This is a genomic window from Nonomuraea sp. NPDC050478, from assembly GCF_044458265.1.
Lineage (GTDB): Bacteria > Actinomycetota > Actinomycetes > Streptosporangiales > Streptosporangiaceae > Nonomuraea > Nonomuraea ferruginea.
This window is the reverse complement of record NZ_JBITHT010000003.1, coordinates 439,850-460,556: the sequence shown is the minus strand read 5'-3', so window position 1 is coordinate 460,556 and position 20,707 is coordinate 439,850. Positions and strand designations below refer to the sequence as shown.

At 71.6% G+C, this 20,707-nt stretch carries 16 protein-coding genes; 8 read left to right on the top strand and 8 right to left on the bottom strand.

The window, feature by feature from the left end; all coding sequences use genetic code 11:
* Window positions 1–31: 31 nt before the first annotated feature.
* The 7 genes from ACIBF7_RS16590 to ACIBF7_RS16560 all read right to left on the bottom strand — a co-directional run bounded on the left by ACIBF7_RS16590 (window position 32) and on the right by ACIBF7_RS16560 (window position 10,598).
* Entirely contained in the window at window positions 32–1,738 is a 1,707-nt protein-coding gene (locus ACIBF7_RS16590) for an acyclic terpene utilization AtuA family protein (RefSeq protein ID WP_271278310.1), read from the bottom strand.
* The gene (locus tag ACIBF7_RS16585; protein ID WP_271278309.1) at window positions 1,735–2,496 is read right to left on the bottom strand and encodes an enoyl-CoA hydratase/isomerase family protein; all 762 of its coding nucleotides are present in this window, start codon (window positions 2,494–2,496) and stop codon (window positions 1,735–1,737) included. The genes ACIBF7_RS16590 and ACIBF7_RS16585 overlap by 4 nt, the downstream gene beginning before the upstream one ends.
* Window positions 2,468–4,390 (bottom strand): biotin carboxylase N-terminal domain-containing protein, encoded by a 1,923-nt coding sequence (locus tag ACIBF7_RS16580; RefSeq protein ID WP_397197481.1) that lies wholly within the window; start codon window positions 4,388–4,390, stop codon window positions 2,468–2,470. Before ACIBF7_RS16580 ends, ACIBF7_RS16585 begins: the two co-directional genes overlap by 29 nt.
* Complete coding sequence (locus tag ACIBF7_RS16575) at window positions 4,387–5,919, bottom strand: carboxyl transferase domain-containing protein (protein ID WP_364232647.1); 1,533 nt, start codon at window positions 5,917–5,919, stop codon at window positions 4,387–4,389. The genes ACIBF7_RS16580 and ACIBF7_RS16575 overlap by 4 nt, the downstream gene beginning before the upstream one ends.
* Window positions 5,920–5,972: 53 nt before the next feature.
* Window positions 5,973–6,599, bottom strand: coding sequence for a TetR/AcrR family transcriptional regulator (locus ACIBF7_RS16570; protein WP_187281064.1), 627 nt, complete (start codon window positions 6,597–6,599; stop codon window positions 5,973–5,975).
* A 79-nt stretch (window positions 6,600–6,678) separates the two neighbouring features.
* Complete coding sequence (locus ACIBF7_RS16565) at window positions 6,679–9,066, bottom strand: protein kinase (protein WP_397197480.1); 2,388 nt, start codon at window positions 9,064–9,066, stop codon at window positions 6,679–6,681.
* 173 nt (window positions 9,067–9,239) lie between these two features.
* Window positions 9,240–10,598 carry an FAD-linked oxidase C-terminal domain-containing protein gene (locus ACIBF7_RS16560; protein ID WP_364232506.1) on the bottom strand — a complete coding sequence of 453 codons (1,359 nt, stop codon included), beginning with the start codon at window positions 10,596–10,598 and terminating at the stop codon, window positions 9,240–9,242.
* A 54-nt stretch (window positions 10,599–10,652) separates the two neighbouring features.
* Here ACIBF7_RS16560 and ACIBF7_RS16555 point away from each other — a divergent pair, with 54 nt between their 5' ends.
* Entirely contained in the window at window positions 10,653–11,231 is a 579-nt protein-coding gene (locus ACIBF7_RS16555) for a hypothetical protein (protein WP_148030579.1), read from the top strand.
* On the opposite strand, the gene ACIBF7_RS16550 is transcribed toward ACIBF7_RS16555, so the two are convergent.
* Window positions 11,232–12,437: an aminotransferase class I/II-fold pyridoxal phosphate-dependent enzyme gene (locus tag ACIBF7_RS16550; RefSeq protein WP_271278305.1), complete on the bottom strand. Its 1,206-nt coding sequence runs from the start codon at window positions 12,435–12,437 to the stop codon at window positions 11,232–11,234.
* Between the two features lie 175 nt (window positions 12,438–12,612).
* Here ACIBF7_RS16550 and ctaD point away from each other — a divergent pair, with 175 nt between their 5' ends.
* The 7 genes from ctaD (at window position 12,613) to ACIBF7_RS16515 (ending at window position 20,657) form a co-directional block, all read left to right on the top strand.
* The gene (gene ctaD / locus ACIBF7_RS16545; protein ID WP_271278304.1) at window positions 12,613–14,301 is read left to right on the top strand and encodes a cytochrome c oxidase subunit I; all 1,689 of its coding nucleotides are present in this window, start codon (window positions 12,613–12,615) and stop codon (window positions 14,299–14,301) included.
* Between the two features lie 80 nt (window positions 14,302–14,381).
* Window positions 14,382–14,615 carry a hypothetical protein gene (locus tag ACIBF7_RS16540; RefSeq protein WP_271278303.1) on the top strand — a complete coding sequence of 78 codons (234 nt, stop codon included), beginning with the start codon at window positions 14,382–14,384 and terminating at the stop codon, window positions 14,613–14,615.
* A gap of 4 nt (window positions 14,616–14,619) precedes the next feature.
* Window positions 14,620–16,353: a fumarate reductase (quinol) flavoprotein subunit gene (gene frdA / locus ACIBF7_RS16535; protein WP_397197479.1), complete on the top strand. Its 1,734-nt coding sequence runs from the start codon at window positions 14,620–14,622 to the stop codon at window positions 16,351–16,353.
* The gene (gene sdhB / locus ACIBF7_RS16530) at window positions 16,346–17,071 is read left to right on the top strand and encodes a succinate dehydrogenase iron-sulfur subunit (protein ID WP_148030584.1); all 726 of its coding nucleotides are present in this window, start codon (window positions 16,346–16,348) and stop codon (window positions 17,069–17,071) included. Before frdA ends, sdhB begins: the two co-directional genes overlap by 8 nt.
* Window positions 17,068–17,451, top strand: coding sequence for a hypothetical protein (locus ACIBF7_RS16525; RefSeq protein WP_271278301.1), 384 nt, complete (start codon window positions 17,068–17,070; stop codon window positions 17,449–17,451). Before sdhB ends, ACIBF7_RS16525 begins: the two co-directional genes overlap by 4 nt.
* Window positions 17,448–17,789 carry a hypothetical protein gene (locus ACIBF7_RS16520; protein ID WP_219545417.1) on the top strand — a complete coding sequence of 114 codons (342 nt, stop codon included), beginning with the start codon at window positions 17,448–17,450 and terminating at the stop codon, window positions 17,787–17,789. The genes ACIBF7_RS16525 and ACIBF7_RS16520 overlap by 4 nt, the downstream gene beginning before the upstream one ends.
* Window positions 17,790–17,909: 120 nt before the next feature.
* Complete coding sequence (locus ACIBF7_RS16515) at window positions 17,910–20,657, top strand: immune inhibitor A domain-containing protein (RefSeq protein WP_271278300.1); 2,748 nt, start codon at window positions 17,910–17,912, stop codon at window positions 20,655–20,657.
* The last annotated feature ends 50 nt before the right edge of the window (window positions 20,658–20,707 follow it).

Below are 20,707 nucleotides of genomic sequence, written 5' to 3'. Positions count from 1 at the left end.
TCGTGTACGGGGACATACCGGCTCAAATGGTTTACACGAGGCGCGCGGGCACCTCCACCGGGCAGGCACGCAGCTCCTCGCCGAGCGCCTTGGCCTGGGGGTCCATGCGCGGGCTGGCGGCCACGCCGCGGCCGAGCAGCCCGTGGATCACGAAGTTCAGCGCGTTGAGGTTGGGCAGCGCGTGGCGGTCGACTCGGTACGGGGCCAGCTCGGGCAGCAGGGACTTCAGGCGCTCGGTGGTGAGCTGGGCGGCCAGCCAGGCGTAGCGCTCGGGAGTGGTGGTCCACACGCCCAGGTTGGCGTTGCCGCCCTTGTCACCCGACCGCGCCCCGGCGATCCGCCCCAGCGGCATCCGCACACTCGCCCCGCCTTCCAGACGTTCGGGCGTCTCCGGCTCCCGGGGTGGCGGCGGCGCGTCCGTGGGCTCGCCGACGTCCTCGGGGGCGTCCAGCGGGACCCGCTCGCCGTCCACGTACACCTCCGGGCGGACCTCCGACGCCGGCACCAGGACCGGCCAGTAGACGCCGTACGGGGACGCCGGGCCTGGAGGGGTGAGACCGTAGAAGCCGGGGTAGCCGGCGAGCCCCGTCTCCACCACGGCGGAGGAGAACGCCCGGCCCGCCTTGCGCTGGTCGGCGTCCATGACCGTGATCCTGAGCAGGCCGTGGCCGGTGAGCGTGACGTCCACCTGGTCGAAGGAGTCCTTCGGGATCCGCGCCCAGATCGTCTCCTCCGCCACCCGGGCCTTGTCCTCGATGTCGAGCCCGGTGAGCACGAGGGTCATCGTGTTGCGGTAACCGGCCAGGTAGTTGACCGCGACCTTGAGCGTGTCAGGCGGCGGCTCGCCGCGGGCGCCCGTGACGCGGACCCGGTCGGGGCCGTCGGACGACAGGGCGACGGTGTCGAACCGGGCCACCACGTCGGGGCCGGGGTAGCGCGGGCCCGCGATCTCGTACAGCAGCTGCGCCGTGACCGTGCCCACCGAGACCAGCCCGCCCGTGCCGGGGTGCTTGGTGATCACGCACGAGCCGTCGGCGTGCAGCTCGGCGATCGGGAAGCCGCAGCGGGCCAGGTCAGGGACGTCCTGGAAGAACGCGTAGTTGCCGCCCGTCGCCTGGCAGCCGCACTCGATGATGTGGCCGGCGACCACCGATCCCGCCAGCGGGTCGAGATCGGCGGGCCCCCACCCGTACCGCCAGATGCCCGGACCCGTCACCAGGGCCGCGTCCGTGACGCGGCCGGTCACCACGACGTCGGCGCCCGCCGACAGGGCGGCGGCGATCGGCCGGCCGCCCAGGTAGGCGTTGGCCGTGAGCGGGGTGGCCGTCAGCCGCTCGCCGGTGTCGGCGTTGACCAGGTCCAGGTCGCGGCCGGTGAGATCGTCGCCGGTGACGTGCGCGACCCTGGGGGAGAGGCCGAGCCTGGCGGCGAGCTCGCGCACGGCGTCGGCGCAGCCCGCCGGGTCGAGGCCGCCCGCGTTGGACACGATCTTGATGCCGCGCTTCAGGCAGGTGCCGAGGACGTCCTCCAGCTGACGCAGGAACGTCGGCGCGTAGCCGGGCCGGCCCTTGAGCCGGTTGCCGGCCAGGATGAGCATGGTCAGCTCGGCCAGCCAGTCGCCGGTGAGCACGTCGATCGGGCCGCCCTCGACCATCTCGCGGGCCGCCGACAGCCGGTCGCCGTAGAAGCCGCTGCAGTTGGCCACCCGGAGCACGGCGCGGTCCACCGGGTGACTCACGGGACCCAGCGGGGCGGGCGCTTGTCCATGAAGGCGGCGATGCCCTCCTGCCCCTCCTCGGAGGTGAACCGCTCGGCCGACAGGGCGGCCATCCGGCGCACGCCCTCCTCGAACGACACCCCCGGCAGCTCGCAGAGCAGCATCTTGGTGATCGCCAGAGACTCGGGACCGCCCTTGACCAGCATGCCGGTGTAGTGGCGCACGGTCGCGTCCAGCTCCGCCTCGGGCACCGCCCGGTTGAGCAGGCCGATCTCCACGGCCCTGGCCGCGTCGAACACCTCGCCGGTCAAGAGGTACTCCGACGCCGCCCGCGGGTTCACCTTGCGCAGCACCGGCACCGCGATCATGGCGGGCACCACGCCGAGCCGCACCTCCGAGAACGCGAACGACGCCGTGTCGGGCGCGATCGCGACGTCGCACGCCGTCACCAGGCCGATGCCGCCCGCGCGGGCGGTGCCGTTGAGGCGGCAGACCACCGGCTTCGGGCTGTGCCAGATCATGGTCAGGATGTCCGGCAGCGACGTGGTCACCGGCGCGGCGGCCGGGTCGCGCTGCTCCTTCAGGTCCGCGCCCGAGCAGAACACCGGACCCGTGCCCGTCAGCACGATCACCCGCGCCGCGTCGTCGGCGATCGCCTGCTTCAGGTGGGACTCCAGGTCGCCCAGCAGCCTGGTGGACAACGCGTTGCGGTTCTTCGGCGAGTCCAGGGTCACGGTCGCGACCCCGTGCTCAAGGTCGCTGTGCACCAGCTCCGTCATCGTCACTCTCCCTGATCACCGCCAGCACGGCGCCCGCGTCGACCTGCCGGCCCTTCTCCACGTGCACGGTCGCGACCACGCCCGCCGCGGGGGCGGTGACCGCGTGTTCCATTTTCATCGCTTCGAGCACCAGGATCGGGGCGCCCTTCGCCACCCGGTCACCCGGCTCCACCTCCACCCGCAGCACGCTGCCCGGCATCGGGGCCAGCAGCGAGCCCGGGGCGACGTGCTCCACCGGCTCCGGCAGGCGTGGCACGGGCGTCAGCACGGCGGCGCCCTCCGGCCCGTCGGCGTAGACCTTCCCGTCCCCGTACCAGCACACCTCGAACGCCCGCCGCACCCCGTCCGTCTCCAGGACCACTCGATACGCCCCGCCGTCGGAGCCGGTCCGGACAGCGGGCAGAGGGCTCACCGCGACCACGGCGGTGCCGGGCGGGAGGGGGTCGTAGGTGGCCTCGGTCTCCTCGAAGCGGGCCGTACGAGGCTGCGAGCGGACGTTGCGCCAGCCGGAGGGAAGGCTGCGCAGGACCGGGGCGCGGTCGCGGCCGGCGCGGGCCATGGCCAGGGCGGCGGCCAGCGCCTCCCGGGCGCCGGGAGGCGGGGGAGGCACGGGCGGATGCTCGTCGAGGAAGCCGGTGTGGGTGTCGCCTCGCTCGAAAGCAGGATTTTTCAGGATTTGGAGGAGCATGTCCCGGTTGGTGGTGACCCCGTGGAGGCGGGCGCCCCGCAGGGCGGAGGCCAGCTTGCGCACCGCCTCGCCGCGCGTCGCCCCGTACCCGACGATCTTGGCCAGCATGGGGTCGTAGTGCGGGGACACCACCGACCCGCTCTCCACCCCCGCGTCCACCCGCACCACGCCGGTCACCTCGAACCGGTGCAGCACCCCCGACTGCGGCAGGTACGCGAGGTCCTCGGCGTACAGCCGGGCCTCCACCGCGTGCCCGCGCGGCTCGGGCGGCGCCTCCGGCAGGCGGGCGCCCTCGGCCACCTCCAGTTGCAGGCGGACCAGGTCGACCCCGTAGACCAGCTCGGTCACCGGATGCTCGACCTGCAGCCGGGTGTTCACCTCCAGGAACGCCACCCGCTCGCCCGCGACCAGGAACTCGACCGTCCCCGCCCCGGTGTACCCGATGGCGCGGGCGGCGCGCACGGCCGCGTCCGCCAGCCGGGCCCGCAGCTCCGGCGTCACCGCCGGCGACGGGCACTCCTCGACGACCTTCTGGTGCCTGCGCTGGACGCTGCACTCCCGCTCGCCCAGCGCCCACACGGTGCCGTGGCCGTCGGCCAGCACCTGCACCTCGACGTGCCTGGCCCGCTCCAGCAGCGGCTCGACGAACACGCCGCCGTCGCCGAACGCCGCCTCCGCCTCCCGCCGCGCCGACTCCACCTGCCGAACCAGGTCCGCGGGGTCGCGCACCACCCGCATGCCGCGCCCGCCGCCGCCCGCCGACGCCTTCACCAGCACCGGGAACTCCCCGGGCGCGGCCGGGTCGAGCGTCGGCAGCACCGGCACCCCGGCCTCCGCCATCAGCCGCTTGGCCCCGGTCTTCGAGCCCATCGCCGCGATGGCGTCCGGCGGCGGCCCGACCCAGGTCAGGCCCGCGTCCAGCACGGCACGGGCGAAGGCCGCGTTCTCCGACAGGAACCCGTATCCGGGATGGACCGCGTCCGCCCCCGACACCCGGCACGCCTCGATCACCCGGTCGATCGCCAGATACGTCCCGGCGGGCTTCACCCCGCTCAGCCGCACCGCGAGATCGGCCTCCGCCACGTGCGGCGCGTCCGCGTCCGCGTCGGAGTAGAGCGCCACGGTCTCGACGCCCAGCTCACGGCAGGTACGGAAGACGCGGCGGGCGATCTCGCCCCGGTTCGCCACCAGCAGACGTCTGATCATGGCCGGAACACCCCGAACCCGGCCGGCTCCGGCACCGGCGCGCTGTTGACCGCCGACAGGCACAGGCCGAGGACCGTCCGGGTGTCGCGCGGGTCGATCACCCCGTCGTCGTAGAGCCGGCCCGACAGGAAGAACGGCAGCGACTCGGCCTCCACCTGCGCCTCCACCATCGCCCGCATCGCCGCGTCGGCCTCCTCGTCGTACACCTGGCCGCGCGCCCCGGCCGCGGCGCGGCCGACGATCGACAGCACCCCGGCGAGCTGCGCCGGCCCCATCACCGCCGACTTCGCGCTCGGCCAGCTGAACAGGAACCTGGGCCCGTACGCGCGACCGCACATGCCGTAGTTGCCCGCCCCGTACGAGGCGCCCATGACCACGGTCAGGTGCGGCACGGTCGAGTTGGACACCGCGTTGATCATCATCGCGCCGTGCTTGATGATGCCGCCCTGCTCGTACTCCTTGCCGACCATGTAGCCGGTGGTGTTCTGCAGGAAGACCAGCGGGGTGCGGGTCTGGTTGGCGAGCTGGATGAACTGGGTGGCCTTCTGCGCCTCCTCGCTGAACAGCACCCCGCGGGCGTTGGCCAGAATGCCCACCGGATAGCCGTGCAGCCGGGCCCAGCCCGTCACCAGCGACGCCCCGTACAGCGGCTTGAACTCCTCGAACGCGCTGCCGTCGACCACCCGGGCGATCACCTCGCGCGGGTCGAACGGCACCTTCAGGTCCTCCGGCACGATCCCCAGCAGCTCCTCCGCCGGGTACGCGGGCTCCCGCACGGGGTACGGTTCGGCGCCCTGCTTGCGCCAGTGGAGCGAGCCGACGACGCGGCGGCCGATGCGCAGCGCGTCGTGCTCGTCGGCGGCGAGGTAGTCGGCCAGGCCGCTCACCCGGGCGTGCATCTCGGCCCCGCCCAGCGACTCGTCGTCGGACTCCTCGCCGGTCGCCATCTTCACCAGCGGCGGCCCGCCCAGGAACACCTTGGCCCGCTCGCGCACCATCACCGTGTAGTCGCTCATCCCCGGGACGTACGCGCCGCCGGCCGTGGAGTTGCCGAACACCAGCGCGATCGTCGGGATCCCGGCGGCCGACAGCCGCGTCAGGTCGCGGAAGATCCGGCCGCCCGGGATGAAGATCTCCTTCTGGGTCGGCAGGTCGGCGCCGCCGCTCTCCACGAGGTTCACGTACGGCAGGCGGTTCTCGAAGGCGATGTCGGCGGCCCGCAGCGTCTTGCGCAGCGTCCACGGGTTGGACGCGCCGCCCCTGACCGTCGGGTCGTTCGCGCTGATCAGGCACTCGACGCCCTCGATCACCCCGATGCCGGTCACCACGCTCGCCCCCACCGGGAAGTCGCTGCCCCAGGCGGCCAGCGGCGACAGCTCCAGGAACGGCGAGTCCGGGTCGACGAGCAGCTCGATCCGCTCGCGGGCGAGCAGCTTGCCGCGCCGGCGGTGGCGCTCGACGTACTTGGCGCCGCCGCCCGCGACCGCCTTGGCGTGCTCGGCGTCCAGCTCCGCCAGCTTGGCGAGCATCGCCTCGCGGCGGCGCGCGTAGTCGTCCGCGCCGGGGTCGAGCCTGCTGATGATCACGCTTCCTCCCCGGAACCTGACGGCGGCGTCAGCCCGATGGCCCGCGCCCACAGCCGCGTGAGATGGTCCACGGCGGCCTCCTCGCTCGCCCGCTCGCCGAGGTCCAGCCAGACGTGCGCGAACTGCTCCACCATGCCGCCCAGCATGATCGCCGTCAGCCTGGGGTCGAGCGACGCGTCGGCCAGGCCCTGCTGCTGCAGCCGCCGCAGCCCCTCCTCACCGCGCCGTACGAACACCTCGCGCAGCTCCAGCAGCAGGCCGCCGAACCGGTCGTCGACGGTGGCCGCGTGCTCCAGCATCCGCACCAGGCGCGAGTTCGCCGACCAGGCCCGCAGGTAGAGCCGGTTCGCGGCGGCTATCCGCGCGTACGGGTCGGCGGGCGCGGACGGGCCGACCACGTTCGCCGCGAACATCTCGCCCACCACCGCCTCCGCGACCTCGGCGAACAGCGCCTCCTTGGAGTCGAAGTACGTGTAGAACGTGCCATGGGAGACCCCGGCCCGCGCGCACACGTCGTCGACCCGTACCCCGTCGTACCCGCACTCCTCGAACGCGTCCCGCCCCGCCGTCAGGAGAGCGGCGCGGGTCCGCTTCCCCCGCTGGGTCAGAGACTTGACGATCACGTCAGGAACGGTAGCGCCATCCTGCCCGCATGAGAAGGGCCGCACTCCCTGAGGGAGCGCGGCCCGCGAGGCTCGCGGCTCAGCCGCAGTGGCTCCAGCCGGACTTCCAGCTCACGCCCTCGAAGGTGCCGCCCCAGATGACGCACTTCTTCTTGGCGGCCAGCCGGATCGGGCCGGCGTGCCGGGTGAAGCGGCCCGGGTCGTCGGCCTGCGCGCCGCCCTTGACCTGGAGGTGGGCGCTCATCGCGACCTTGTCGGTGTGCACGTAGAGCGACTTGGTCACCACGCAGTTCTTGCCCTGGCCGGTGTGGTAGAGCAGGTAGATCATGGCGGTGTCCCGGCCGGACTTGTCGGCGAGCTTGCGCTGGTTGATCACCTTGTAGCCGGTGCCGCAGAGGGCGACCACGTTCGTGGTGTTCTTGACCAGCGGCTTGGGTCGCGGCTTGGTCGGCAGGTCCGTCTGCTCGCCGCCGCTCGTGGGCTGCGTCGTCGGCTCCAGGTCCGGCTCGACGAGGGTGTTCCGCTTCTTCTTCTTTTTCGTGGGCGACGGCGACGGTGACGGCTTGGTGGTCGTCGGGCGGGTGGTGGGGACCGTGATCGTGTCGGGCCTGGCGGTGGCCTCGTCGGTCTTCTTCTTCCGGGTCTTGGTCGGCTTCGGCTCCTCCAGGTCCGGGGTGGGGACCGGGGAGTACGTGTCCGGGGTGGGCGGGGGCTGGGACGCGGGGGCGGTGGAGGCGGTGGCGTTGTCCACGTTCATCACGGGCGTGGACTTGGCGTTGGCCTGCACCACGACGGCGCCGACCACCACGAGCAGCGCCGCGGCCGCGGCTCCGGAGAGCGCGAACGTGAGCGACCGCCGCTGCTTGGACATCGGCTCACGCGGCGCCCGCCCAGGACCTTGCTGACCGGGGCCTTGCTGCCCGGGGCCTTGCTGACCGGGGCCGAAAGGCCCGCCCTGCCCCGGTCCACCTTGGCCCGCGGATCCCGGGTGCCCCGGTCCGCCCTGGCCCGCGGATCCCGGTCCGCCTTGCGCGACGGGACCGGCGTGTCCGGGGCCGCCCTGGCCGTGGGCGGCGGGTCCCGCCTGGCCGGGATGCTGCGCGCCCGGGAACGGAGGCTGCGCGCCCATGCCGGGCGACCCGTGCATCGCCGGGTGCCCGCCGGGAGCGCCGCCGCCGGTGGTCTCGGGCGCGCCTCCGGGCGGGCCGTACGCGCCCGTGTGCGGCATGGCGTCGGCCGCGGCCCCAGGCATCCACGGATTCTGCGGACCGCCAGGTCCGGGCTGCACGCCCGGCTGGCCCGTCCCGGGCTGACCGGCCGGGTATCCCGTGCCAGGCTGAGCGCCCGGCTGGCCTGTCCCAGGCTGGGCGCCCGGCTGGCCCGCTCCGGGCTGGGCGCCCGGCTGGCCCGCTCCGGGCTGGGCGGCCAGGTGGCCCGACCCAGGTTGGCCCGGTCCGGGTTGGTTCGTGCCGGGATGGGCGGCCAGGTGGGCTGCTGCCGCGTGGCCTGGGTGTGCGGGGGGCTGCCGCGTTCCAAGGCCCTCGGAGGGGCCCGCGCCGAAGGGGGTGGCTCCTTCGGGGGAGGGGTACGGGGCGGGCTCGTAGGGGCGCTGGGCCTGGGGGCCCGAGACCGGTTCGATGGCCGCGTTGGGCGCCGGCTGGCCCGTCAGCTCGACGATCAGCCGGTCGGCCGACGGCCGCTGGCCGGGGTCCTTCGACAGGCAGAGCGCCACCAGTTCGGCCAGCCGCCCCTCCATGCCGCCGAGCTGCGGCTCCTGGTGGAGGATGCGGTTCATCACCACCGGGATCGAGTCGGCGCCGAAGGCCGGCTTGCCGGTGGCGGCGTACACCATGGTGACGCCCCACGCGAACACGTCCGCCGCCTCCGACACCGGCGCGGTGCCGGTGAGCTGCTCGGGCGCGAGATAGGACGGGGTGCCCATGGCCATGCCGGTCGCGGTCGCGCCGGGCGCGTCGAGGGCGCGGGCGATGCCGAAGTCGATCACCACGGGCCCTTCGGGACCCATGAGCACGTTGGCGGGCTTGAAGTCGCGGTGCAGGATGCCCGCCCGGTGGATGGCCGCCAGGGCGGTCGCGGTGCTGATCGCGAGCCGTTCGAGCGCCGCCCCCCGGCGCGGGCCCTCGTTGATCACCAGCTCACGCAGCGACGGCCCCTGCACGAACTCGCTGACGATGTACGGCCGGCTGCCCTCCAGGTCGGCGTGGAGCACCGGCGCGGTGCAGAACCGGGCGACCCGCTGGGCCACCGCCACCTCGCGCAGGAAGCGGCTCCTGGCTTCCGGGTCGGCCGCCAGGGCATTGTGCAGAAGCTTGACGGCGACCTGCTCGCCGGACGCCGTCCGGCCAAGGTAGACCACCCCCTGGCCACCCTCGCCTAGCCGGGCGACGATCTCGAACGCGCCCAGCCGTTGCGGGTCGTCCGCCATCAACGGCTGGAACTGACTCACCCCGGACCCCCATACAGAACGATCGCTGGGGCAAAACGCTACCAGCGTGACTATTGGTATGAGTCGCTACCTGGAATATCTTCTCTGTCTGACGCTCGCGTGTCAGCGTTTTCACGCAGGTCGTTACGGGATTCGCGGCCGAGGTCACGTCTTGGTGAACAACCGGCCACCGGTCAGATCGCCTTGCCCGGGTTGAGGATGTTCAGCGGGTCGAAGACGGCCTTGATGCCGTGCTGCACCTCCCGCGCCACCGGCCCCGTCTCCAACGCCAGCCAGCGCCGCTTGAGCACGCCGACCCCGTGCTCGCCGGTGAGCGTGCCGCCCAGCTCCAGGGCCCGCGTGAACACCTCGTCCGCCGCGGCCCACACCTCGGGCGGCGGCTCGCTCGTACCGTGCTCGAAGACGAACACCGGGTGCAGGTTGCCGTCGCCGGCGTGCGCGACGGTGCAGATGCGCACGCCGTGCCGGGCGGCGGCGGCCTCGATCGCGCCGATCATGTCGGGCAGCACCGAGCGGGGCACGCACACGTCCTCGACCAGGCACGCGCCGAGCCGCTCCTTGGCCTGGTAGGCCATCCGGCGCAGCCCGATCAGTTCCTCGGTCTCCTGCGGGCTGGAGGAGACGGCCACGAACGTGGCGCCGTTGTCGAGGCAGAGCCGCTCCATGCGGGCGGCGGCGGCCTGGCCGTCGGAGGCGTCGGACTGGCCGATGAGCATGGCCATCGTGCCCGCCTCCAGGCCGATGTTGCGCCAGTCGTCGATGGCCTCCAGCGTGGCCCGGTCGAGCAGCTCCATCAGCGACGGCTGGCACCCCGCCGCCATGATCGCCGACACCGCCGCGCCCGCGTCGCGCAGCGAGCCGAACTCGGCCGCGAACGTCGCCGGAGCCGCCGGGACCGGCCGCAGCCGCACGGTGGCGGCGGTGATCACGCCCAGCGTGCCCTCGGAGCCGACGAACAGGCCGGTCAGGTCGTAGCCGGTGACGCCCTTCATGGTGCGCCGCCCGGTGTTCAGGATCCGCCCGTCGGCCAGCACCACCTCCAGCCCGAGCGCCGAGTCGCGGGTGACGCCGTACTTGACGCAGCGCAGCCCGCCCGCGTTCGTCGCCAGGTTGCCGCCGATCGTGGAGATCTCGTACGAGGAAGGGTCCGGCGCGTACATCAGCCCGTGCTGCCTGGCGGCCCGGTCGAGGTCGGCGGTGATCACGCCGGGCTCGGCCACGGCGATCTCGTCGGCGGGAGCGAGCTCCCTGATCTGGTCCATCCTGGCCAGGGAGAGGATGACCGCGCCGTCGCCCGCGGTCGCGCCGCCGGCGAGCCCGGTGCCCGCGCCGCGCGGCACGACCGGCACCCGGTGCTCGCTCGCCCAGCGCAGCGTGGCCACCACGTCGTCGCGCGAGCCGGCCAGCACCGCGGCGAGCGGTTTGCCGGGCTCCACGAACGTGCGGTCGCGGGCGTAGGAGTCGATCACGTCGGGGTCGGTCACGACCCGGCCGTCGGGCAGGGAACTCACCAGGGCGTCAATGGGTCTCACATGAAGAACCTTACGGTTTGCATGGAGTGTCGTTTTACGGAGAGACTGCGGCGGGTGGAAGTGAAGTGTCCGGCATGCGGGCTGGTAGATCAGGTCATCGCGGTGCCGGGGGTCGTGGCGGCGGGCACGACGTATCGGATCGGGCGGGTCAGGCTGCCCGGCGATCGTGAGGTCGCCGACCTGCCCTCGCGAGCCGCGCTGGGCGCGTCCAAACACCAGATGAGCCGTACGCAGCTCGCGGTCTGGTTGTCGTTCCCCAGCCGCCACTACACGCCCTGGACCAGGAACCAGGGGTACGTCCTGCTCGGCGTGGCGGCCCTGCTGCACCTGGTCGTGTCGCTGGTGATCGCGATGGGCAAGTTCTCCGGCTGGGCGGAGGTGCTGCTCGCGCCGTTCTGCCTGACCGGCGTGTTCTGGGGGGTCGGGCTGCTGCTCGTGCTCGGCGCGTACGGGGCGCGCAAGCGCGACGAGGCCGAGGGGCCCGCCCGGGAGAAGGCGTACGCCGTCTGGGAGAGCCTCTGCTACTGCTCCCGCGACAACGTCGCCTTCGAGCCCGGGGTCGACGTCACCTTCCACCCGCACGAGACGCGTCAGTACATCTTCGGCTTCCGGCCCCCCGCCGGGAAGCTCTGATCAGGCGCGCTCTTCCGCCACCAGCCGCACGCACACGGTCAGGCCGAGGATGGCCTGCTCCAGCTCGTCCAGCTCGGGGTAGGTGGGGGCGATCCGGATCACGCGGTCGTCCGGGTCCTCGCCGTACGGGTGGGTGGCCCCGGCGGGCGTGAGCGCGATGCCCGCCGCCTTGGCCCTGGCCACCACCTCGGCGGCGTGCGGCACCTCCAGGCTGATGAAGTAGCCGCCCCGCGGGCTGGTCCAGGTGGCGAGGCCGCCGAGCTCCTTGGTCAGCACCCGGTCGACCAGCTCGAACTTGGGCGCGATCAGCTCGGCGTGGCGGCGCATGTGGGCGGCCACCCCGTCGGCGTCGCGCAGGAACTCGACGTGGCGCAGCTGGTTGAGCTTGTCGGGCCCGATGGACTGCTTGCGGGTGTTGGCCAGGAACCACTCCACGTTCGCCGGGGACGAGCCGAAGAACGACACGCCCGCGCCGGCCAGCGTCACCTTGGAGGTGGAGCCGTACACGAGGGCCCGGTCGGGGTTGCCGTGGGCGGCGCAGAGCGCGAGCAGGTCGGCCAGCTCGGCCGGGGTGTCGGTGAGGTGGTGGACGGCGTAGGCGTTGTCCCAGAAGATCCGGAAGTCGGGGGCGGCCGCCGGCATGGCGGCGAGCCGGCGCACGGTCTCGTCGCTGTAGACGACGCCGGACGGGTTGCTGTACTTGGGCACGCACCACATGCCCTTGACCTTCGGGTCGCTCGCCACGAGCCGCTCGACGACGTCCATGTCGGGGCCGTCAGGGCCCATCGGGACGGCCACCATCGTGATGCCGAGCCGCTCGCAGATCGTGAAGTGGCGGTCGTAGCCGGGCACCGGGCACAGGAAGGTGATCTCCGGCTCCTCCACCCACCGCCGCTCGGCGCCCGGCACCTTGCCGAGCAGCGCGTGCACGACCGTGTCGTGCATGAGCGCGAGGCTGGCGTTGCCGCCCACCACGACCTGCGCCGGCGGCACCTGCAGCAGCGGGCCGAACAGCTCGCGCAGCTCGGGCAGGCCCTGCAGGTCGCCGTAGTTGCGGGCGTCGGTGCCGTCGGCCGCGTGGTAGGACTCCGGCAGCCTCAGCATGTCGTTGGAGAGGTCGAGCTGACGCGGCGACGGCTTCCCCCTGGTGAGGTCGAGCGAGAGCCCACGCTGGGCGAGGGCGGCGTAGTCACGCGAAGCGGTCACGAAATCTCTCCTCCGATCGGGTTGACACGAAGGATAGAAGATCCTGGGGCCGGTCCTGGCCCGCGTCCGCCATCCGAGAAGGGGACATATCGGCAATCTTCGAAAAACTCCTTCACGCACGTCGATCGTTGGCGTGGAATGGGTAGGCACGCCACCTCTACTGGAGGGAGCAGCCGTGACCACCGTTCGCGAGACCTCGATCGAACAGGTCAGGCGACGGCGCACCGGGACGGTCATCGCGTCCTGGCTGTCGACCACCGATCACAAGGTGATCGGCTACCTGTATCTGATCTCCTCGTTCGGGTTCTTCCTGATCGGCGGGGTCATGGCGATGATCATCCGGGCCGAGCTGGCGGCGCCGGGACTGCAGGTCGTCGACGCCGAGACCTACAACCAGATGTTCACCATGCACGGCACGATCATGCTGCTGCTGTTCGCCACCCCGCTGTTCGCCGGGTTCGCCAACGCGGTCATGCCGTTGCAGATCGGCGCGCCCGACGTGGCCTTCCCGCGGCTCAACGCGGTCAGCTTCTGGCTGTTCCTGTTCGGCGGCCTGATCGCGGTGGCCGGCTTCTTCACCCCGGGCGGGGCGGCGAGCTTCGGCTGGTTCGCCTACACGCCGCTGTCGTCGGCCACCTACTCGCCCGGCGTCGGCGGCGACCTGTGGATCATGGGGCTGGCCCTCGCCGGACTCGGCACGATCCTCGGCGCGGTCAACTTCATCACCACGATCATCGGCATGCGGGCGCCCGGCATGACCATGTTCCGGATGCCGATCTTCACCTGGAACGTGCTGCTGACCAGCATGCTCGTGCTGATGGCGTTCCCCGTGCTGGCCGCCGCGCTGCTGGTGCTGGAGTCGGACCGGCGGCTGGGCACCCAGGTGTTCGACCCGTCCAACGGCGGGCCGATCCTCTACCAGCACCTCTTCTGGTTCTTCGGGCACCCCGAGGTCTACATCATCGCGCTGCCGTTCTTCGGCATCATCACCGAGGTCATCCCCGTTTTCTCGCGCAAGCCGATCTTCGGCTACATCGGGCTGGTCGGCGCGACCATCGCCATCGCCGGGCTGTCCATGACCGTCTGGGCGCACCACATGTTCCCCACCGGGCAGGTGCTGCTGCCGTTCTTCTCGTTCATGACCTTCCTCATCGCGGTGCCGACCGGGGTGAAGTTCTTCAACTGGATCGGCACCATGTGGCGGGGACACCTGTCCTTCGAGGCGCCGATGATGTTCGCCATCGGGTTCCTCGTCACCTTCCTGCTCGGCGGGCTCACCGGCGTCATCCTGGGCTCGCCGCCGCTCGACTTCCAGGTCACCGACTCCTACTTCGTGGTGGCCCACTTCCACTACGTGGTGTTCGGCACGGTCGTGTTCGCCATGTTCGCCGGGTTCTACTTCTGGTGGCCCAAGATGACCGGCCGGATGCTGGACGACCGGCTGGGCCAGCTCCACTTCTGGACGCTGTTCATCGGCTTCCACACCACCTTCCTGGTGCAGCACTGGCTGGGCATGCTCGGGTTCCCGCGCCGCTACGCCGACTACTCGCCCGGCGACGGGTTCACCCTGCTCAACGAGATCTCCTCGGCGGGGGCGTTCCTGCTCGGCGCCTCGACGCTGCCGTTCCTCTACAACGTCTGGAGGACGGCCAGACGGGCGCCCAAGGTCACCGTCGACGACCCGTGGGGGTTCGCCGGCTCCCTGGAGTGGGCCACGAGCTGCCCGCCGCCCCGGCACAACTTCTCCTTCATGCCGCCGATCCGCTCCGAACGGCCCGCCTTCGACCTGCACTACCCGCCCGACGACAAGCCGGAGCTGAAGGAGGCCCAGCAGGCCGCGCTCAAGCGCCGCGAAACAAAGTGAGACCTTTCCCCCGAGAGGTCGCGGTGCTTCTGTTGATGTGACGATCCGCCCATTCAGTCGCCTGTCTAAGGAGATCGGCGATGACCGGCACCAAGATCCCCTTCACCCCCGAGACGGCCCCCTGCGGGAGGAAGTCGGGAGGCGAACGCCTCGTCGACGACGACGGCTACGGCCTCGTCATCCGCGACCAGTTCTTCGACTGCGGCTGCCGCCGGATCCGGCACGAGTACCACGACGGCAGCATCCACCTGTCCGCCGTCCGCCACGACGGCAGGCGGGTGAAGGACCCGATCCAGCCCGACCGCGGGAGCTGATCGCATGATCGACGTGCTCATCGTCGGGGGCGGCGGGGCCGGCCTGCGCGCCGCGCTCGCGGTCGCCGAGACCGACCCGTCCCTGACCGTGGCCGTGCTGTCCAAGGTGTATCCGATGCGCAGCCACACGGTCTCCGCCGAGGGCGGCGCCGCCGCGGTGATCGGCGCCGGCGACAGCCTGGACGAGCACTGCTACGACACGATCTCCGGCGGCGACTGGCTGTGCGACCAGGACGCGGTGGAGGCGTTCGTGGCCGAGGCGCCCCGCGAGCTCATCCAGCTGGAACACTGGGGCTGCCCGTGGAGCAGGGAGCCCGACGGGCGGGTCGCGGTGCGCCCGTTCGGCGGCATGAAACGGCAGCGCACCTGGTACGCGGCCGACAAGACGGGCTTCCACCTGCTGCACACGCTCTTCCAGACCACCCTGAAATATCCCGACATCGTGCGATACGACGAGTGGTACGTCACCCAGCTCATCGTCGACGACGGCCGGGTGCACGGCGTGGTCGCCGTCGAGATGAGGACCGGCCGCGTCGAGGCGATCCCCGCCAGGACCGTGATCCTGGCCACCGGCGGCTGCGGCCGGGCCTTCCCGTTCACCACCAACGCGACCATCAAGACCGGCGACGGCATGGCGCTGGCCTACCGGGCGGGCGCGCCGCTGAAGGACATGGAGTTCGTCCAGTACCACCCCACCGGGCTGCCGTTCACCGGCATCCTCATCACCGAGGCGGCCAGGGCCGAGGGCGGCTGGCTGATCAACAAGGACGGCTACCGCTACCTGCAGGACTACGACCTGGGCCGGCCCACCCCCGCCCCGAAGCTGCGCAGCATGGAGCTGGGCCCGCGCGACCGGCTCTCCCAGGCGTTCGTCCACGAGCAGCGCAAAGGGCGCACGGCCGACACCCCGTACGGGCCCGTCGTCTACCTAGACCTGCGCCACCTCGGCGAGGACAAGATCGACGCCCGCATCCCGTTCGTGCGCGAGCTCTGCCGCAGCTACCAGAACCTCGACCCGGCCACCGACCTCATCCCGGTCCGTCCCGTCGTGCACTACATGATGGGCGGCGTGCACACCGACCTCGACGGGGCCACCCCGGTCGCGGGGTTGTACGCGGCGGGGGAGACGGCCTGCGTGAGCATCAACGGCGCCAACCGGCTCGGCTCCAACTCGCTGCCGGAGATCCTCGTCTTCGGCAGGCGGGCCGGGACCGCCGCCGCCGAGTTCGCCCGTACCCACCGCGAGGGCGAGCCGCCCGCGGTGCGCAGCCAGGGCGACGACGAGCGGCGGCGGCTGACCCGCGCCCGCGAGGGCCGCGCGAACGGCGAGCGCGTCGCCGTCCTGCGCGAGGAGATGCAGCACACGCTGGAGGGCGCGGCCGGCATCTACCGCGGCGGCGACGTGCTGGCCAAGGCCGCCGACACCCTCGCCGAGCTGTGCGAGCGGGCCCTGAAGGCGCGGGCCGACGACACCAGCGCCGTCTTCAACACCGAGATGATCAACCTGCTGGAGCTGCGGGCCATGCTCGACGTCGCGCGGACCATCGTGGCCTGCGCGCTGAACCGGCAGGAGTCGCGCGGGGCCCACCAGCGCACCGACTTCCCCGTCAGGGACGACGGCGCCTTCCTGGCGCACTCGCTGGTCCACCGCGCCCCCGACGGCACCCCCTCGGTGGGGCTGCTGCCCGTCACCATCACCCGCTGGCCCCCAGGGGAAAGGGTCTATGGCCGTGACTGAGTCGATCCGGCTGGAGGTCGCCCGGTACCGCCCCGGGCAGGACGCCGAGCCCGTGTTCGCGTCGTACGAGGTGCCGCTCATGCCCGACTGGGCGGTGCTCGACGGGCTCACCTACGTCAAGGACCGGCTGGACGGCACGCTGTCGTTCCGCTGGTCGTGCCGGATGGGCATCTGCGGGTCGTGCGGCATGACCGTCAACGGCGAACCCCGGCTGACCTGCGGGACCTTCCTCACCGAGTACGGGGACGGACCGGTCAGGATCGAGCCGCTCAAGGGGTTCCCGGTCATCAGGGACCTGGTGGTGGACATCGAGGACTTCCTGGCCAAGCTGTCGTCGGTGCGGCCGTGGCTGGTCAGGGAGGGCGAGGAGCTGCCGCTGACCGCCGAGTACGCGCAGACCCCGGCGCAGCTCGACGCCTACAAGCAGTACAGCATGTGCATCAACTGCATGCTCTGCTACTCGGCCTGCCCGGTGTACGTGCTCGACCCGGACTTCCTCGGGCCCGCGGCGATCGCGCTGGCGCAGCGCTACAACCTGGACTCGCGCGACATGGACGACCGGTTCGACGTGCTGAGCCAGGAGGACGCCGTCTGGGGGTGCACGTTCGTCGGCGAGTGCACGAACGCCTGCCCCAAGCACGTCGACCCGGCCGAGGCCATCCAGCGCTACAAGCTGACCGCCGCGCTCCGCTCGGTGCTGCCGTGGAGCCGTCGATGACCGCGCCCTACGTACGCGGCCGCGACCGGCTCTGGTTCGCCCGCTCGCGGCGCTACACGATCTTCGTGCTCCGGGAGCTGACCAGCGTGTTCGTGGCCTGGACGGTCGCGTACCTGCTGCTGATGATCGCCGCCCTGACCGGCGGCGGGTACGCGGGCTTCGTCGCGCTCGCCGGGCAACCGTGGATGATCGCGGTCAACGTGGTGGCGCTGGCCGCGACCTGCTTCCACGCGATCACCTTCCTCAACCTCGCGCCCAAGGCCACGGTGGTGCGGCTGGACGGCTGGCGGGTGCCCGCCTGGATGATCCAGGGCGGCAACCACTCGGCCTGGCTGCTGGTCTCCGCGGTCGTCGCGTACGTCGTGCTGAGGTCGCCATGAGACGCGTGCTGGAACCGTACCTGTGGCTGCTCTTCAGCGGCGGAGGCGTGGTCGCCGCGCTGCTGCTGCCGGTGCTCGTGCTGCTGTTCGGCGTGCTCATGCCGCTGGGCGTGCTCGACTGGCCGTCCGCCGCGCACCTCGCGGGCGCGCTCGAACCTCTGCCGGTGCGGGTGGCGCTGGTGGCGGTCGTGGCGCTCTGCCTCTTCCACGCCGCGCACCGGATCCGCCACACCAGCGAGGAACTGCTGGGCCTGGCCCGGTTCGATCTGCCGATCGCCGTGGTGTGTTACGGCGGGGCACTGGGGGGTGCCGCCGTCGCGGCATGGCTGCTGTGGTGAATGTCCTGGTTTCGTGATATTTCGACCCGCGACTTTACGCCGAGTTTATCCGGGGTCTACCGTCCGGCTTGCGAAACCCTCCGGCCATCGCCCGGCGACCCCGGGCAGAAGGGGTACTCGGTGTCCCGAAAGACGCGCCTCTTAGCCACGATCCCGGCAGTAGCCCTGCTGGGCGCCACCCTCACGGCGCCCACCGCGCAAGCGTCCTCCGTGGCGCGCTACGAGCCCGGTCCGTCCGACTTCTACATCAACTACGCCCCGCCCAGGGACGAGGCCACGCCCGAGGAACCGGGCGCGCCGGGCGGTGACAAGCGCTCACGGTCGCGGGCACGGGAGATCGACCAGAAGCACAGCCTGGGCAACCCGGCGGCCGCCCGGGTGCTCGCCGCCCGCGAGCAGGAGGCCCTGAGGACCGGCCGCAACCCCGCCGACTTCATCTTCAAGAAGACCAAGCAGACCAGGACCGCCAAGCTGCTGACGCTGCTGGTCGAGTTCAACGAGAACGCCGACGACGACTTCTCCGGTTACAACCGGCTGCGAACCGTCGACAGCGCCCCCGACGACTGCCTCGTCGAGCCGGCCGGCACGCTCAAGAACGGCCCCCTGCACAACAACATCCCGGACCCGGCCACGCTGCCGAACAAGGACAACAACTCCTTCTGGGTCAAGGACTTCAGCCCCGAGCACTTCAACAAGATGCTCTACACCGACAAGGGCATCACCGAGCGCGTACGCAAGGACCTGAAGGACCCCCGCGACGGCAGGCCAGGCATCGACATCTCCGGCTTCACGCTGAAGAAGATGTACGAGGAGATGTCCAAGGGCGCCTACTCCGTCACCGGCTCCGCCGTCGGCTGGATCAAGGCCCCGCACTCCGAGGCCTGGTACGGCGCCGCGGCCTGCGGCGGCAACCCGCAGGACATGTCCGGCCACCCCGACAACCCGCTCGGCGCCGGCCAGCTCGCCATCGACGCCGTCGACGTGCTGGCCCAGACCCAGCCGGACTTCCCCTGGGCCGACTACGACCTTGAGGACGTCTCCGACGCCGACGGCGACGGGAACTTCGCCGAGCCCGACGGCGTGATCGACCACCTCGTGCTGGTCCACGCCGGCAAGGACAAGTCCTCCGACGGCGGCGCCGAGGGCACCTACGCCATCTGGGCCCACTCCAGCGCGGTCGCCGGCGGCTACCAGGTGCCCGGCACCGACATGAAGATCTCCAACTACATCGTGCAGCCCGAGGACTCCGGCGTCGGCGTCTTCGCCCACGAGTACGGCCACGACCTCGGCCTGCCCGACCTGTACGACACCTCCGGCGCGGGCAGCTCCGCGGTGGACTTCTGGGACCTGATGTCCAGTGGCTCCCACTCCGGCCCGATCTTCCAGTCCATGCCCACGCACATGGGCCTGTGGGACAAGTGGGTGCTCGGCTGGGCCAACCCGAAGGTGTTCGACCCGGGTGACCGCAAGAGCCTGGTCACCGTCGGCCAGTCCTCCCGCACGCCGAAGCTCACCCAGGACGGCGTCCGGGTGAACCTGGCCTCCGAGCCGCTCAAGATGGTCGACCCGCACAGCGGCGGCAACGCCTGGTGGTCCGGCATGGACCAGGAGTGGGCGAACGTCTCGGTGGGCCGCGACATCGACGTGCCCGCCGGGTCCGACGTGCGGTTCTGGATGTGGAACAACTACGAGATCGAGTCCGACTGGGACTTCGGCTTCGTCGAGGTGTCCACCGACGGCGGCTCGACCTGGGCCCAGCAGAAGGTCTTCGACGAGGCCGGCGACGAGATCACCACGCCCGACGACTACCCGGACCCGAACAAGAACCTCGCCACCTTCGGCGACAAGAAGTACGGCATCACCGGTGACACCGGCGGCTGGCGGCACGACTACGTCGACCTGACCCCGTTCGCCGGCCAATCGATCAAGCTGCGGCTGACGTACAACACCGACGCGGCCTTCACCCCGCGCGGCTGGCACGCCGACGACTTCGAGCTCACCAGCGACGGCGCCACCGTGTGGAGCGACGACGTCGAGGGCGGCGAGAACGGCTGGCGGGCCACCGGCGGCACCTTCACCAACACCAGCGGCCAGGGCTGGACGATCAACAACGGCGAGCGCGAGATCCAGCGGTTCTACCTCGCCGAGTGGCGCAACTTCGACGGGTTCGACAAGGGCCTGCAGTACGCCTACGACACCACGTACTCGCGTGACGGGGCGTGGAAGGTGGAGAAGGTCAAGTACAACGCGCCCGGCCTGCTGGTCTGGTACCGCGACTCGACCTACACCAACAACGTGCTGGTGAACAACCTGGAGGCGGCGCCGAGCATCGGCTCCAAGGGCACCCTGCTGCTCGTCGACTCCCACTTCGACCCGCTGCGCCGCACCGGCGAGGCGGCCGCGAAGGACCCGACCAGGCACAAGAACATGGAAGGCCGCACCCAGACGTCCAACGCGGCGTTCTCGTTCAGGAACACCTACCCGCTCAAGGAGTGCCTGGAGGCGCCGGACGAGCCGTTCAGCGAGTACTGCACGCAGATCGGCGGGCTGAAGGGCGTCAAGGAGTTCACCGACGCCAAGACCTGGTACCCCGGCCTGGAGGTCCAGGACGGCGGCCTGTTCTACCGGGACTTCGACGCCTCCACCGTCGTCCCGTCCAAGGGCGACCAGCCGTACAGCACCCGCGTGGTGAACGTGGACGGCGCCCCGGCCACCGAGTACTACGGCCTCGACATCGGCGGCGGCCACGTGCTCGGCTCCGGTAACCCGGGGGACGAGGGCAAGGCGCTGGGCGTGGGGATCAAGCTGATCAGCCCGCTCCCCGGCGACCTCGGCGCCATCGTCCAGGTGACCCCGCCGAAGAAGTAGATCAGGCGGGTCGCGAGCCCCTGTCTTCACACGGTCGCCGTGCGAAGGCA

Bases quoted from the DNA above. Each gene is read 5' to 3' on its own strand.
- ACIBF7_RS16585 (WP_271278309.1), bottom strand. From the start codon at position 2,496: ATGACGGAGCTGGTGCACAGCGACCTTGAGCACGGGGTCGCGACCGTG.
- ACIBF7_RS16580 (WP_397197481.1), bottom strand. From the start codon at position 4,390: ATGATCAGACGTCTGCTGGTGGCGAACCGGGGCGAGATCGCCCGCCGC.
- ACIBF7_RS16575 (WP_364232647.1), bottom strand. From the start codon at position 5,919: ATGCTCGCCAAGCTGGCGGAGCTGGACGCCGAGCACGCCAAGGCGGTC.
- ACIBF7_RS16540 (WP_271278303.1), top strand. From the start codon at position 14,382: ATGACCGGCACCAAGATCCCCTTCACCCCCGAGACGGCCCCCTGCGGG.
- frdA (WP_397197479.1), top strand. From the start codon at position 14,620: ATGATCGACGTGCTCATCGTCGGGGGCGGCGGGGCCGGCCTGCGCGCC.
- ACIBF7_RS16525 (WP_271278301.1), top strand. From the start codon at position 17,068: ATGACCGCGCCCTACGTACGCGGCCGCGACCGGCTCTGGTTCGCCCGC.
- ACIBF7_RS16520 (WP_219545417.1), top strand. From the start codon at position 17,448: ATGAGACGCGTGCTGGAACCGTACCTGTGGCTGCTCTTCAGCGGCGGA.